At 31.5% G+C, this 16,605-nt stretch carries 10 protein-coding genes and 1 CRISPR repeat array; all 10 genes read left to right on the top strand.

The window, feature by feature from the left end; translation table 11 throughout:
• Positions 1-165: 165 nt before the first annotated feature.
• Positions 166-3,738: a type II CRISPR RNA-guided endonuclease Cas9 gene (gene cas9, locus AC2A1C_RS00925; RefSeq protein WP_484022574.1), complete on the top strand. Its 3,573-nt coding sequence runs from the start codon at positions 166-168 to the stop codon at positions 3,736-3,738.
• Positions 3,735-4,628, top strand: a complete 894-nt coding sequence (gene cas1, locus AC2A1C_RS00920; RefSeq protein ID WP_484022572.1) for a type II CRISPR-associated endonuclease Cas1 — start codon at positions 3,735-3,737, stop codon at positions 4,626-4,628. Before cas9 ends, cas1 begins: the two co-directional genes overlap by 4 nt.
• Before the next feature lie 52 nt (positions 4,629-4,680).
• Positions 4,681-5,019 (top strand): CRISPR-associated endonuclease Cas2, encoded by a 339-nt coding sequence (gene cas2, locus AC2A1C_RS00915; RefSeq protein ID WP_484022570.1) that lies wholly within the window; start codon positions 4,681-4,683, stop codon positions 5,017-5,019.
• 58 nt (positions 5,020-5,077) lie between these two features.
• A CRISPR array of direct repeats spans positions 5,078-7,434; the repeat unit is 47 nt; unit sequence GCTGTGACTAATCACAAAGTTAGAAAATTTTGAAAGCAATTCACAAC.
• Between the two features lie 187 nt (positions 7,435-7,621).
• A complete protein-coding gene (locus AC2A1C_RS00910) occupies positions 7,622-9,262 on the top strand; it encodes a T9SS type A sorting domain-containing protein (RefSeq protein ID WP_484022568.1) in 1,641 nt (546 codons plus the stop codon).
• A 281-nt stretch (positions 9,263-9,543) separates the two neighbouring features.
• Entirely contained in the window at positions 9,544-11,352 is a 1,809-nt protein-coding gene (gene typA, locus AC2A1C_RS00905) for a translational GTPase TypA (RefSeq protein ID WP_484022567.1), read from the top strand.
• 345 nt (positions 11,353-11,697) lie between these two features.
• A complete protein-coding gene (locus AC2A1C_RS00900) occupies positions 11,698-13,284 on the top strand; it encodes a glycoside hydrolase family 10-like protein (protein WP_484022565.1) in 1,587 nt (528 codons plus the stop codon).
• Positions 13,285-13,409: 125 nt separating this feature from the next.
• Entirely contained in the window at positions 13,410-13,712 is a 303-nt protein-coding gene (locus AC2A1C_RS00895; protein WP_484022563.1) for an RNA recognition motif domain-containing protein, read from the top strand.
• A gap of 75 nt (positions 13,713-13,787) precedes the next feature.
• Entirely contained in the window at positions 13,788-14,624 is an 837-nt protein-coding gene (gene purU, locus AC2A1C_RS00890; protein WP_484022561.1) for a formyltetrahydrofolate deformylase, read from the top strand.
• Positions 14,625-14,714: 90 nt separating this feature from the next.
• Positions 14,715-15,266, top strand: a complete 552-nt coding sequence (locus AC2A1C_RS00885; protein WP_484022559.1) for a ferritin — start codon at positions 14,715-14,717, stop codon at positions 15,264-15,266.
• 187 nt (positions 15,267-15,453) lie between these two features.
• On the top strand, positions 15,454-16,545 hold the full coding sequence (gene ychF / locus AC2A1C_RS00880; protein WP_484022557.1) for a redox-regulated ATPase YchF: 1,092 nt from the start codon (positions 15,454-15,456) through the stop codon (positions 16,543-16,545).
• Positions 16,546-16,605 lie beyond the last annotated feature (60 nt).

Below are 16,605 nucleotides of genomic sequence, written 5' to 3'. Positions count from 1 at the left end.
CTAAATAAATTTGGGTTGGACTACAAATAAAACGTTCTCGTCAGAATGAATCTTATTTTATGACAAAGATAATATTTTTTATATTTAGTTGATAAGTTAAGGTTAAATATTTGTATATTTGTTGAAAATAAAATATAATTATCTAATAATCAATGCATTTTATTTATGAAAAAAATAATTTTAGGTTTGGATGTTGGAGTTTCTTCTATAGGAGTTTCTGTGATAGAGGAGATTGATGGAATAAAAAGCATTAAAGAAATGGCAGTGAGAATAGTTCCCGAAGATCCAAATTTTCAGGGAAAATTCTATTCAGGAAATACAGCAAGCAAAAATCTGCCAAGAACAATATCAAGAGGAATCCGGAGAGGCTATCAAAGAACCAAAATAAGAAAAAGCAGACTTTACAATTTTCTGAAACATTTAAATATGTTTCCTACTGGAGATTTAATGAAAATAGATGCATTAAGTTTGTATAAACTTAGAAATGATGCAGTATCTGAAAAAATTACACTTCAGGAATTGGGGAGAGTTTTAATTCATTTGAATCAACGGAGAGGTTTTCTAAGCAACAGAAAATCAAATTCAGAAGAAGAGAATTCAACCGAATATAAAAAGAGAATTGCCGAATTGGAAAGTAAATTAGAAAACAAAACAATTGGGCAAGAGTTATATGCAGAACTAAATGAAGCAAATGTTTTAAACAATATTGTTTTAAGAAAACGAACGTATTTAAGGAAATCATATATCAGAGAATTTGATAAAATATGGAATTTTCAAAAAAAATTCTATCCTGATGTTTTAACTGGTGATGAAAATAGCAAGGATAAAAATACGACGTATCATAAAATTAAAAATGAAATTCTATTTTATCAACGTCCGCTAAAAAGCCAGAAAGGTTTGGTTTCAGATTGTTCTTTTGAAAAACATCATAAATCTATAAGTAAATCTTCACCCTATTTTGAGCTTTTCAGAATTTGGCAAAAAGTAAATGATCTGGAAGTTACATTTGAAGACGGAACTAAATATAAGCCAACTCTGGAACAAAAAAAACTATTGGCAAAAAACCTTTTTGAAGGAATCGGATTGAATTCCAAATTCAAAATGACATCGACAGAAATTAAGAAAAATTTGTCGTTTAAAGGAAAAAATGTGTATCTGAATTTTCCTGAACTTGATGGAAGTAGAACATATTCTGTTATTAGAAATGTACTTATTAAAGCTGAAATAAACGATTACGAAAAATTTTTGTCATTTGACCCTTTTGTAAATGATGAAAAAGGTGGGCTGTTTGAATTATGGCATATTACCTATTCTCTACCACAAGAAGATGAAATTATAAATACATTGTCTAAAAGATTTGGTTTTACTATTGAGCAATCAAAAATTTTGTCGAATGAAATAGCTTATCCTTCAGATTATGGGAATCTGTCTACAAGAGCTATAAAAAAATTATTGCCTTATCTTCAGGAAGGATTTGGATATAGCGAAGCTTGTGATAAAGTAGGATATGATCACAGTGGATTTAAAACAAAACCCCAAATCGTTGAAAAATTATTACCAATTCCTAAGAATTCTCTGAGAAATCCTGTTGTGGAACAGATATTAAATCAGGTAGTAAATATCATTAATCTTATCATAGAAAAATATGGAAGAATTGACGAAATTAGAGTTGAATTAGCCAGAGAGTTAAGAAATAGTGCTAAACAAAGAAAAAGGATAAGTCTTAATAATTCGAAAAGTAAAAAAGAGAATGATAAAATAAGAGAACTTCTCCTTAATGAGTATCAGTATAAAATTGTGAATGGAAGAGATATCCAAAGATATAGACTTTGGCAAGAAACTGACAGACAATGCTTGTATTGTAATAAAGAAATCACAATGACAGATTTTATTACAAGTCAGGCAGATTTGGAACATATTCTTCCAAAATCCCGTTCATTTACAAACAATACAAACAATTATATTTTGGCTCATAAAAAATGTAATTCCAATAAAAATCAATTTACAGCTTATGATTTTATGAGTTCCAAAAAAGACGGAATTTTTGATCAGTATCTTGAAAAAGTTAATGAATTATATAATGACGGAAAGGGTAAAATCTCTAAAGCAAAATTTGATAATTTAATGTGTAAAGGAGAAGATATTCCTTCTGATTTTGTAGAAAGAATGAAAAAAGATTCACAATATATCTCAAAAGAAACAGTAAAACTGCTGAAAAATATTTGTGAAAATGTATATACTACAACTGGTCAGGTTACAGATTTTCTCAGAGATAAATGGGGTTTAAGGGAACTTTTGCAAGAAATAAATTTTGAAAAATATGAAGCACTCGGACAAGTAGGTACAAAGGAAATTAAAGACAAAATCAATCAGACTAAAGAGATAAAAATAATAAAAGACTGGTCAAAAAGAGACGATCACAGACATCATGCAATAGATGCTCTCATTTGTGCATTAACAGATCAAAAAATTATTTTCAAACTCAACAATCTGAATAAACTTTTTCAATATGAAAAAGGAAATTTAACAAAAGAACAAATTGTTGAAATTGAAAAATTCCTAGAAACAGAAAAATTTGATTTGAAAGCTTTTGCAGATCAATTTAATGATTGGTCTAAAACGCCAATTCCTAATCTACGAGAAGAAACAAAGAAACATTTGGATAGTATTTTTATTTCCATTAAAAAATCTTCAAAAGTTCTAAGCAAGAATATTAATAAACCTAAAAACGCTCCTGAACAAATAACCTGGACACCAAGAGGAAGAATACATGAAGAAACAGTAATGGGATGCATTAAAAGAATCTCAGATAAAAAGAGAAAACTTAATGAAAAATTTGATGAAATTGATTTTATAATAAACCCTCGAATAAAAGAATTTCTTCAGAACAGAATTCAAAAGTATGGAAATGCAAAAGAAGCCTTTAGTTCCAAAAATTTAAAATCAGATCCGATAATTTTTAAAAATGAAGAACTAAAAGAAATATCAGTTTATGAATATGTTTGTACCAAAAGAATTCAGTTAAACGAAAATGTAACTACAGCCCAGATTGATAAGATTGTAGATAAGAGAATACGGGAAGAAATCATAAAGCCAAGAATTAAAGAGAAAGGTAATATTAAAAATGCTTTTTCTAATTTAGAAGAAGATCCGATTTGGCTGGATAAAGAAAAAAATATTTCTATAAAAGCTGTCACAGTTTATGAAGAAAGCAAAGTTGAAAATATCAGAAATGGTTATGTGAAAACTGGTGGAAATCATCACGCACTTATATATTTTGATGAAAAAGGAAAGTACAATGAGAAAGTTATTTCTTTTTGGGAAGCTGTTGAAATAGGTAAATTAAACATTAAGCAAATAGGAAAACCATATCCCATAATAAATCGTAATGATGATTCTGTTTTAGGAAAATTTAATTTTTCGATGCAGATTAATGATTTGTTTGTTATGGATTTAAAACATTCTAAAAACCCATTACAAGAAAATGAATTTGATTTTTTTGACGAAAAGAACAGGCATATTATCAGTAAAAAATTATTCAGAGTTCAGAAGATGAGCAAAAAATCAAATGGTACATTTGAGATACATTTTCGGCATCATTTAGAATCTACAATTGAAAGGAATAATAATAAACTAAGAGGTATAACATGGGAAATATTTACTTCAAATGTAAATCTTAAAAGACTTGAAAAAATTAAAATAAATCATTTAGGAGAAATTATAAAGATTGGAGAATGATTACCAGAAGTATTTACATTGGTAATCCCGCTTATCTCAAACTCAAAGATGAGCAGATGAAAATTCTCTGTCCGGAAACTAAAGCGGAAAAGGGGAGTGTTTCTATAGAAGATTTAGGCTTGCTGATGCTAGATCATTTTCAGATTACCATTTCGCACCAACTCATTCAGAAAATGATGGGAAATAATGTGGTCGTAGTGAGTTGTGATGCTTTTCATTTGCCTCACGGAATTATGCTTCCACTTTACGGGCATACAGAACATTCCGACCGGGTAAAAGATCAATTAGAAGTAAGCGAACCTCTCAAAAAACAACTTTGGAAGCAAACTGTAGAATGTAAAATAGAAAACCAAAAAGAGGTTTTAAAATGTTTGGGAAATTACTATGAACCAATGCTTGAATACCAGAGAAATGTAAAAAGTGGAGATGTCACTAATATGGAAGGAATTGCAGCACAACATTATTGGAAATATCTTATTAGTTTAGATTTTCTTCGGGAACGTTTTGGAAATTCTCCCAATCAGTTTTTTAATTTTGGATATTCAGTTTTGCGAAGTATTGTTGCCAGAGCGATTGTGGAAACAGGTTTGCTTCCTGTTCTTGGAATTTTTCATAAAAATAAATACAACCCTTATTGTCTTGCTGATGATCTGATGGAACCATATCGTCCATTCGTAGATCTATTGGTAATGGATTGGCTTACAAAAAATCCCGATTCCGAAGAATTAACAAAAGATTTCAAAGCTCATATTCTGCAAATCGCCACAAAAGATGTGCGAATAGACAGTAAAACAAGACCATTGTTAGTGGCAGTAAAAACAACGGCTTCATCGCTTTACAAATGTTATACAGGAGAAAAACGCCAAATCTCTTATCCTGAACTGATATGATGAACTTGGGCTACATTTTACTTTTTACATTGTACATTTTACAGATAAAAACATGAACGCCGAAAGGTTTAATGCCTACCGAATTATGTGGGTTTTAGTATTATATGATTTACCAACGGAGACCAAAGCTAATATGAGAGACGCTAATCTTTTCAGAAAACGATTATTGGATGATGGTTTTACCTTATTTCAGTTTTCAATGTATGCAAGGCATTGTCCAAGCCGTGAAAATGCAGAAGTCCATATAAAAAGAGTAAAAGCTATTTTGCCGAAAGCGGGAAAAGTGGCCATTATGTGTATTACAGATAAGCAATTTGGAGATATTGAAATATTCTTTGCTAGAAATAAAGAAGAACCACCACCAACCTATCAACAGTTAGAATTATTTTAATTTTTCGAATTCTAAATTAATAAAAAACCCGTTGATTTTCAACGGATTAAATTTTGAGGCTGTGACTAATCACAAAGTTAGAAAATTTTGAAAGCAATTCACAACATTGCATCTGGAGTAGCAAATCTGAAAGGAGCTGTGACTAATCACAAAGTTAGAAAATTTTGAAAGCAATTCACAACCAACAACATCATCTAATAATTCTTCATCATGCTGTGACTAATCACAAAGTTAGAAAATTTTGAAAGCAATTCACAACATTAGCGTTCCATTGTCTGACAATCAAAGGGCTGTGACTAATCACAAAGTTAGAAAATTTTGAAAGCAATTCACAACGCATTCTCTTTACAAGAGTTTCTACTGTAAGCTGTGACTAATCACAAAGTTAGAAAATTTTGAAAGCAATTCACAACAAATTGGATCACTTTTTAATTCTCCCTGTAGCTGTGACTAATCACAAAGTTAGAAAATTTTGAAAGCAATTCACAACATGATTACAAAGAAGAATTAACAAAGTATCGCTGTGACTAATCACAAAGTTAGAAAATTTTGAAAGCAATTCACAACATGCTTCGTGCCATTTTAACTCACTTTAAAGCTGTGACTAATCACAAAGTTAGAAAATTTTGAAAGCAATTCACAACATAACGATATTTAGGTAATTATTCGTTTAAGCTGTGACTAATCACAAAGTTAGAAAATTTTGAAAGCAATTCACAACATGCCAATAGCTGTCAAAAACAGAGGCAAAGCTGTGACTAATCACAAAGTTAGAAAATTTTGAAAGCAATTCACAACCGAAAGCTGTAAGAGCGGAATTTAAAGGATGCTGTGACTAATCACAAAGTTAGAAAATTTTGAAAGCAATTCACAACACACCATACGCTGACAACGTTTCTAATTTCGCTGTGACTAATCACAAAGTTAGAAAATTTTGAAAGCAATTCACAACTTGATGATTAAGTAGGCTAAACAAATAATTGCTGTGACTAATCACAAAGTTAGAAAATTTTGAAAGCAATTCACAACGAAGAAATGAAATACCTTGAATTTTGGAAAGCTGTGACTAATCACAAAGTTAGAAAATTTTGAAAGCAATTCACAACAATGTTAATGAGATTGTAATAATCAGGAAAGCTGTGACTAATCACAAAGTTAGAAAATTTTGAAAGCAATTCACAACTACACTTCATGGGCTTTGCATATTCTTAGGGCTGTGACTAATCACAAAGTTAGAAAATTTTGAAAGCAATTCACAACGGTTTTAGGTTTTATCCTGAACCTTTCTTTGCTGTGACTAATCACAAAGTTAGAAAATTTTGAAAGCAATTCACAACTAAAGTAAATACTACGATTACGGCAATTATGCTGTGACTAATCACAAAGTTAGAAAATTTTGAAAGCAATTCACAACATTAAAACACATTGAGCAGTTTGTTCTTGTGCTGTGACTAATCACAAAGTTAGAAAATTTTGAAAGCAATTCACAACCCTTCTTCCGATGCAGCATAAGCGAGTCTGGCTGTGACTAATCACAAAGTTAGAAAATTTTGAAAGCAATTCACAACCTTGCTTACGTTTTGCATACGAATTTTCGGGCTGTGACTAATCACAAAGTTAGAAAATTTTGAAAGCAATTCACAACCGTTTGACTTCTTGCCAGTTTTCATCACTTGCTGTGACTAATCACAAAGTTAGAAAATTTTGAAAGCAATTCACAACGAAGTCTTCCATATTCTGTGCGACACATTTGCTGTGACTAATCACAAAGTTAGAAAATTTTGAAAGCAATTCACAACAACAAGTCTATTGATATTATTGATAATTCGGCTGTGACTAATCACAAAGTTAGAAAATTTTGAAAGCAATTCACAACATAGTTGATGAAAGTTCCATTATGAAAAATGCTGTGACTAATCACAAAGTTAGAAAATTTTGAAAGCAATTCACAACATCAAAATCATCTTTGTAAATCTCAAGGTTGCTGTGACTAATCACAAAGTTAGAAAATTTTGAAAGCAATTCACAACAGCATTCAGGAGCAAACGCAAAATTAAAAGGCTGTGACTAATCACAAAGTTAGAAAATTTTGAAAGCAATTCACAACTTATAGTCGTTCAACGTGTAATCTTTTAATGCTGTGACTAATCACAAAGTTAGAAAATTTTGAAAGCAATTCACAACTATGGTCTTTTTTTGCTCCTTTAAACTTAAGCTGTGACTAATCACAAAGTTAGAAAATTTTGAAAGCAATTCACAACACGTTGGTATGTTTGGCTTTTAGCTTTTTCGCTGTGACTAATCACAAAGTTAGAAAATTTTGAAAGCAATTCACAACCTATTGTATTCATTTACCATAGATACACTTGCTGTGACTAATCACAAAGTTAGAAAATTTTGAAAGCAATTCAGATTGGTTGTTGTCCTTAAAATGATTATGCTTTGCAGCGTTAAAATCAAATGTATGATAATAACAGATAATCAATTTTTTTAATTTGCAAATTATATTATTAAAAAGAAATATTATTTAAATGTTAAATTTTTAAAAATTGTAATTAATAATGACGATTTTAATTATTTTTAAACATCTAAATTAATAAAAATGAAAATAGCTATTCTTTATTTTTTTTTAATCGCTGGTTCATTTGGATTACATGCTCAAACTGTAAATATAGCCGATCCTAATTTTTTAAATTATTTGCTCAACCAGTATTGTGTGGATACCAACAATGACGGATTTACGGATTCAACTGTAGATACCAACAATGATGGGCAAATACAAGTAAATGAAGCACTAGCTGCTACTTCTATTTCAATTTACGGTGATTTGGCTAGCCAGATTTCAGATTTAAAAGGTATTGAAGCTTTTATAAATTTAAAAAAACTAACTGTAAGATATACAGGTATTACAAAATTTGATGCAAGTGCATTGAAAAATATTGAGTTTTTAGATTTTTGGGGAAATCAGCTCGACACCATTGATTTAAGTGGTCTTGTGAATCTTACATATTTAGATGTTTCTCAGAATAAATTAACAACAATAGATACGAAAGATCTAAGCAATCTTTCTTATTTGTATTGCTTTAATAATCCCATTGTTTCCCTGAATTTAAGTCATAATAACCAAATAACGGATCTTAATTGTGGCATAAATAATACATTAAAATACTTAAATGTAAGTGGATTGGTAAACCTATCTCATTTAAATTGTTTTCAATCTTATGCTTTAGAAGAATTAGATGCAAGCAATTTGCCTAATCTTCAATCTTTAGATTGTCATTCTATGTATAATTTAAAAAAACTAAATGTTAGCAATGACATAAACCTGCAAAGTTTATTATGCTCTGAAGGAAAATTAACTTTCTTAGATGTAAGTGGGTGTGTAAATTTATATTCGTTAGACTGTTCATATAATCAACTCACAAATTTAAATATAAATAATCTGCCCAACCTTCAATTTTTATCGTGTGGTAAAAATAAAATTAACTCATTAAATTTAAGCGGAAATACTAATTTGGAGTTCCTTTTTTGTGAGGATAACCAATTGCCATATTTAGATCTAGGCTTACTATTCCAACTTAAAAAACTTAACTGCTCCAACAATCTATTGCAAACATTGGATATGACTAATAATAATAATCTTATCTATTTAATGTGTAATAATAACAAATTAACGGATTTGAATATTACGAATTTATCACAATTAAACGCTTTAGGATTAGGCGGAAATCTAATTAAAACACTATATTTAAATGATCTGAAAAAACTTAATTTATTGTATTGCTATAACAATCCATTGTTAACAACAATCTACATTAATAATGGGATGAATTGGAAGCCAAGTCTTGATACTTCAGGATTAGATACTTTGCAATCATTTTATGGTGCAAATTTATATAGCCTTAAATATGTTTGTACCAATTCAAACTCTGTAAATGCGATACAAAATTTCTATACAAGTCAAGGGAATAATACAATTGTTAATTCTGATTGCCTTTTGCAAGCACAAGATATCAATGATAAAATTCAAATTTCTTTACTGCCTAATCCTGCAAAAGATTTTTTCGCTACTACTGCTAAAAACGTAAAGCAAATACAACTTTACAACTCGGAAGGTAAATTGGTTAAAACATTTATACAACAAAGAAAATATAACATACAAGATTTAGCAAATGGCGTTTATATTGTCAAAATTATATTGCTTTCAGGAGAAATAACAAGTCAAAAACTTATTAAAGAATAAAATCAAAAAGCCTTTTTATTTATAATTAAAGAGTTTTTCATGTTGTTCAGAATTTATTTAACAAAGATTTATTATAAGATCGCAAAACAAATTGTTTTTAATAGGTTGTTATCTGTTTTATGATGAAGTTTTTATAATAGTTGCCATTCAATTCGTACTCCTATTTCTTTTGGGTTCTGCTGAGTAAGTTTAAAATTTTCATAATCAATAAATTAATCTTTCATTTTACTATTTTTCACTCTCAATTAAAAACCCTACCTTTGCACCCGTAAAATTTAACGATGCAAAACATTAGAAATATTGCGATTATCGCTCACGTAGACCACGGAAAAACAACCTTGGTTGATAAAATTATCCACGCTACCAATATTTTCAGGGAAAATCAGGAAAGTGGAGAACTGATCATGGATAACAACGATCTGGAAAGAGAAAGAGGAATCACCATTTTATCCAAAAATATTTCCGTAAGCTATAAAGACACCAAAATCAATGTAATTGATACTCCCGGTCACGCCGATTTCGGTGGAGAAGTGGAAAGAGTTTTGAAAATGGCAGATGGTGTTCTTTTGTTGGTGGATGCTTTTGAAGGACCGATGCCGCAAACAAGATTCGTTTTGCACAAAGCATTACAGTTAGGTTTAAGACCAATTGTAGTTATTAATAAAGTAGACAAAGAAAACTGCCGTCCGGATGAAGTTCACGATCAGGTTTTTGATCTGTTCTTCAATCTTGATGCGACTGAAGAGCAATTGGATTTTCCAACGTATTATGGTTCTTCCAAGCAAGGTTGGTTCAATACATCTTTAGAACCTACCGATAATATTTTGCCAATTTTGGACGGAGTTTTAGAATACGTTCCTGAACCGAAAATAGAAGAAGGAACTTTGCAAATGCAGGTTACTTCATTGGATTATTCCTCATTCTTGGGAAGAATTGCAGTAGGAAAAGTAGCAAGAGGTTCCGTGAAAGAAGGACAATGGATTGGTCTTGCTCAGGAAGGCGGGAATATTATAAAAGGTAAAGTAAAGGAATTATACGTTTTCGAAGGACTTGGAAAAAAGAAAGTAAGCGAAGTTTTTGCGGGTGATATTTGTGCAGTGGTAGGTTTTGACAAATTCCAGATCGGAGATACATTTGTGGATCTTGACAATCCGGAACCACTTCCAAGAATTGCAATTGACGAACCAACTTTGAACATGACATTTTCCATCAACAATTCTCCTTTCTTTGGAAAAGACGGAAAATATGTGACTTCCAATCACTTAAAAGAAAGATTGGAGAAAGAATTGGAAAAAAATCTTGCTTTGAGAGTTCAGACAACGGATGATGCTAATACATTTTTAGTTTTTGGTAGAGGAATTCTTCACCTTTCCGTTTTGATTGAAACCATGAGAAGGGAAGGGTATGAAATGACAATCGGGCAGCCGCAAGTTATTTTGAAAGAAATCGACGGAGAAAAATGTGAACCTTATGAAACAATGGTAGTCGATGTTCCGGAAGAATATTCTTCAAAAGTAATTGATTTGGCTACTCAAAGAAAAGGTGACCTTTTGATTATGGAAACCAAAGGAGAAATGCAGCATTTGGAATTTGATATTCCTTCAAGAGGTTTGATCGGGCTTCGTTCTCAGATGCTTACTGCAACAGCAGGAGAAGCAATTATGGCGCACCGTTTTTCTGAATATAAACCTTTCAAAGGAAATATTGCAGGAAGAAACAATGGCGTTTTGATTTCTAAAAATCAGGGACAAACAACTGCATATTCCATAGAAAAACTACAGGATAGAGGTCGATTTTTTGTAGATCCGGGAGAAGATGTTTACATGGGAATGATTGTAGGCGAGCAAAATAAACCGGGAGATTTGGTAGTAAATATTGTGGAAGGAAAGCAATTGAACAATATGCGTGCTGCCGGAAAAGATAAAGACGGAAATATTGCTCCGAAAATTCTTTTCTCATTAGAAGAATGTATGGAATATATTCAGCATGACGAATGCATCGAAGTTACGCCAAACTTTATCAGAATGCGTAAAAAAGTTCTTGCAGAAGAAGATAGAAAACGTGCCGAAAGAATGGCAAAATCAGAATAAAAAATTAAGAATCTTCCAATTTTTGGAAGATTTTTTGTTATAAATTAGCTAATGAAATATTATGCTTGAAAAAATAGAATCTCGTATTTTGCGAATCTAAAAATAATGAAACGATTGAAGAAGAAGATTTAAAAGATATTTACGACTATATTTCTTTAGATTCTAAAGGTATGCAAAATATCAGATTGAAAAGACTTTAGCCAAAACTGAAATTTACATTTTATTAGTCCATCATGGAGCTAGGAATTTGAAAAGTAGAATTTAAAAATTATATATTATATTTGTGAGCCTCGAATTTTTCGAGGCTTTTTTAATAATTCAAGAAACATAAGAATAATTTCAAATATGAATAAACGCATTTTCAAATTCTTATCTCTATTACTACTATCAATCATAATAATTGCCTGTTCTTCACAACCTAAAAAAACAGCTAAAAAAGCAACTCCTGTAAAAAAAGTTCAAACTACTACTTCAGATAAAACGAACGGAAGTACCACAAAAAAAGATTCTGATAACGAAAATTTAAAATTGGTTTTACCGGAACTAAAACGTGAATTCCGTGCAGCTTGGATTGCTTCGGTTGCCAATATCAATTGGCCTTCCAAAAATAATTTGTCTGCTGAACAGCAAAAATCAGAAGCGATACAATTATTGGATATATTGAAAAATAATAATCTCAATGCTGTGATCTTACAGATTCGTCCTTCCGCAGATGCTTTATATAAAAGTAATTATGAACCTTGGTCATATTTTTTGACCGGAGAAATTGGGAAAAGTCCGAATTATGATCCGTTGGAATTTTGGGTGGAAGAATCCCACAAAAGAGGTTTGGAATTTCATGTTTGGTTGAATCCTTTTCGAGCTCATCATTCAAGCGGAGGAAGCATTACCAATGAATCGATGGTTAAAAAATCTCCGGACAATGTAGTTAAACTGAAAAACGGAATGTATTGGTTTGATCCCGCAAATCAGAAAACACAGGATCAAGTTTCCAATGTGGTAAAAGATATCGTGAAAAGGTATGATATTGACGGTGTTCATTTCGATGATTATTTTTATCCTTATGCTACTTACAATAAAGGTGCGGATTTTCCGGATCATGCAAGCTGGGACAATTATATAAAATCCGGCGGAACACTTTCCAGAGCAGATTGGAGAAGAGGAAACGTAAACAAATTCGTGCAGAGAATTTACACCGAAATAAAAGCGGAAAAAAATTATGTAAAATTCGGTATTAGTCCTTTTGGAATTTGGAAACCGGGTTATCCTTCAGGAATTACAGGCTCTTCGCAATATGATGAATTGTATGCCGATGCAAAACTTTGGCTGAATCAAGGTTGGGTAGATTATTTTACACCTCAATTGTATTGGCCTATTGAATCAAAAGGACAAAGTTTTACGTCTCTTCTCGATTGGTGGAAAAGCGAAAATACCCAGAAAAGACATCTTTGGCCGGGATTAAATACAGTAGACATAAAAGCGTCTGACAAAGTAACAGAAATTGTAAATCAAATTCAGGTAACAAGACAGATCTTGAAGAGTGATGCAGGAGAAATACATTGGAGTATTGCCGGTCTTACCCAAAATTATGGAATGTTGGATGCCCTGAAAAACGGACCTTACAAACAAAAAGCATTAATTCCGAAAACTCCATGGCTGAAAATAGAACCTTTAACAAAACCAGTATTAGCACAAACCTCATCAGGAAATTCCATTGTTCTAAATTGGACAGCCGATCAGCCTAAATCAACATTTTTGTGGGTGCTTTATGCAAAATATGGAGATTCTTGGGAAACCGAAATTTTTGAAAAAGAAATCACACACAAAACCATAGAAAAACTGAATAACGGAAAAAAATTAAATACGGTTGCTATAAGAGCTATTGATAGGCTTGGAAATGAGAGTGATTATTCGGCTGTAAAAATTAATTAAAATTAGTTCAATTTAAAAATTAATCGTAGCTTGCAGAAAATTTTAAAAAGAATTCAATTAATGTTCATTCAATTGTTGTCTTCGCTTTAAACTTTTATTTATCAACAATTATTTATTTTTTTACAATGAACATTTTTATTTCAAATCTCAACTACAACACTGTTGAGTCCGAGCTACAAGCACTTTTCGAAAATTACGGAGAAGTAGAATCTGCAAAAGTTATCACAGATAGAGAAACCGGAAGAAGCAGAGGCTTCGGTTTCGTAGAAATGCCGAACAATGAAGAAGCATTAAGAGCAATTGAAGAACTAAACCAAAGAGAATTTAAAACTAAAGTTTTAAATGTAACCGAGGCAAGACCAAAAGAACCGAGAAGCAATTCTGGTGGTGGTTTCAGAAGAGATAATAACAGAAGAAGTAGATACTAAGATAAAATCCCTGAATTTCAGGGATTTTTTATTTAGAAAAAGTATCTTTGCAGCCTGTTTAATATATGAAAATTGATGAATAAATTTACGTTAAGAATTACTTGCAGCGATGAGATGGGGCTTGTCTATAAGATTTCAAAAATATTACTGGAAAATAATCTGAATATTGAGAGAAACGATGAATTTGTAGACAAGGAAAAGAATCTTTTCTTTATGAGAACAGAATTCTCCGGACTTTGCGAAATTGAACATATCAAAAATTCTGTTGCAGATATATTGCCTTCCGATGCGAAAGTGCAGATTTCTACTAAAAAAGTAAAAGACGTTATTATTTTAGTGACAAAAGAGCATCATTGTCTTTCTGATCTGTTGATCAGAAATCATTATAATGAATTGAATTTCAATATTGTTGCGGTGATTGGTAATTATGATATTCTTCAGGATCTTACAGAAAAATTCGGAATTCAGTTTCATACTATTCCTTCGGAAAATATTTCCCGTGAAGCGCATGAACAAAATATTGTTGAAATTCTAAATCAATATCGTTTCGATTATATTGTTCTGGCAAAATTTATGAGAATACTGACTCCGGATTTTGTGAAAAGATACAAGCATCAGATCGTGAATATTCATCATTCCTTTTTACCGGCTTTTATTGGGGCAAATCCTTACAAACAAGCATTTCAGCGCGGTGTAAAAATGATAGGTGCCACTTCGCATTTTGTAACGGATGATTTGGATGAAGGACCAATTATTTATCAGGATATTATCAAGGTAAACCATTCTATGACGGCAAAAGATCTTTCAAAAATCGGTAAAGATGTGGAGAAAAAAGTTTTGGCAGAAGCTCTTAAATTGGTTTTTGAAGATAAAGTTTTTATTGACGAAAATAAAACCGTGGTTTTCGATTAGGTTTTCTTGAAATCATTTACATAATTTCCATATTGTCTTTCGTGATCTAGGTTGTTGTCGTAAATTCATTAAAAATTTACAATAGCACTTATGGATACGAATAGACTTTCAGCACAAATGGAAAAAACATTGAGCGATCAGATGAATAAGGAAATTCAGGCATCACATATTTTTCTTTCTTACGGAATATGGGCAAACGATCAGGGCTATAACGGGATTTCTAATTTTCTTTGGAGGCATTCTCAGGAAGAAAGGAACCATTCGATTAAATTTATGAAATACATTCTGGACAGAAGTGGAAAGCCAAAAGTGAATGCTATAGATGTACCACCTGCCGATCCTCATAATTTAGTAGAATGTTTTGATAATATTTTTAAACATGAAGTGGAGAATACCAATTCTATATACAAAATCGTTGATTTGTCTTTTGAGGAAAAAGACTGGTCTACTTGGAATTTTATGCAATGGTTTGTAAAAGAACAAATTGAAGAAGAAACTTTAGCTCTTGATTTGATACATAAACTAAAAATTGCAGGAGGAGATAAAGCTACCGATGAGTCGCTCTTCACCTTAGATCGGACTCTTGGAAAAGCTCCGGATAATGCACCAGATGCAAGAAATGCAACAAGTGAAAACCCATGATATATATACACTCAATTTTTTCAGCCTGTCAATTTTTGATAGGCTTTTTTATTGATGTAATTTTGGCTAAAATAAGTATCTTTGCAAATCAAAAATTCAAGGAAGGAACTCATAGATTTTCAAAGTTTTGATTTTCCGAATGTAAAACCCTTGAATTTTAAATTTTGAACTTTAAACTTTTGACAAAATGAAATGTGGAATCGTTGGACTTCCGAATGTTGGTAAATCAACATTATTTAACTGCTTGAGCAATGCAAAAGCGCAATCTGCCAATTATCCTTTTTGTACTATAGAACCTAATTTGGGAACGGTTTCTGTTCCGGATCAGAGACTTTTCGAATTGGAAAAACTGGTAAAACCGGAAAGAGTTTTGCCAGCTGTTGTAGAAATTGTAGATATTGCAGGTCTGGTGAAAGGTGCAAGTAAAGGAGAAGGTCTTGGAAACCAATTTTTAGCCAATATCCGTGAATGTGAAGCTATTATCCATGTTTTAAGATGTTTTGAAAACGGAAATATCGTCCATGTTGAAGGTTCTGTAGATCCATTGAGAGATAAAGAAATTATTGATATTGAGCTTCAATTAAAAGATCTTGAAACTATTGGAAAAGCCGTAGATAAAGCCAAAAAATTCATTAAATCCGGTAAAAAAGAAGATATTTTGGTTTATGAAACTTTACAAAATCTTCAAAAATTTGTTGAGGATGGAAAAAATGCAAGAGAATTTCCTTTAGATGATCTTACAAAACCAATTATTGATGAAGTTCATTTGCTGACTAAAAAACCGGTTCTATATGTTTGTAATGTAGATGAAAATTCTATTAAAAACGGAAATGAATGGATCGGAAAAATTGAGGAAATGGCAAAAAGCGAAGGTGCTGAGATTGTAGTTTTAGCTGCTCAAATAGAAGCAGACATCAATGAACTGGAAACCTTCGAAGAAAGACAAATGTTTTTGGAAGAGCTTGGTTTGGAAGAACCCGGAGTAAACAGATTAATCAGAAAAGCGTATGAATTATTAAAACTTCAAACATATTTTACAGCCGGAGAAAAAGAAGTTCGTGCATGGACTATTGAAAAAGGCTGGACTGCTCCTAAAGCAGCAAGTGTAATTCACACCGATTTTGAAAAAGGTTTTATCCGTGCAGAAGTTATCAAGTATGAAGATTTTATAAATTTTGGTTCTGAAGCCAAGGTAAAAGAAGCCGGAAAACTATCTGTGGAAGGAAAAGAATATGTGGTTCAGGATGGAGATGTGATGCATTTCAGGTTTAATGTATAAATATAAGAGTTTTCAAAATAATGCAAAAACACTTTCATAAATGGAAGTGTTTTTTATTGA

The organism is Chryseobacterium sp. HNCC26DJ241 (assembly GCF_057180505.1).
Note: the sequence above shows the minus strand (reverse complement) of the source record. Positions and strands in the feature narration are given on the sequence as shown.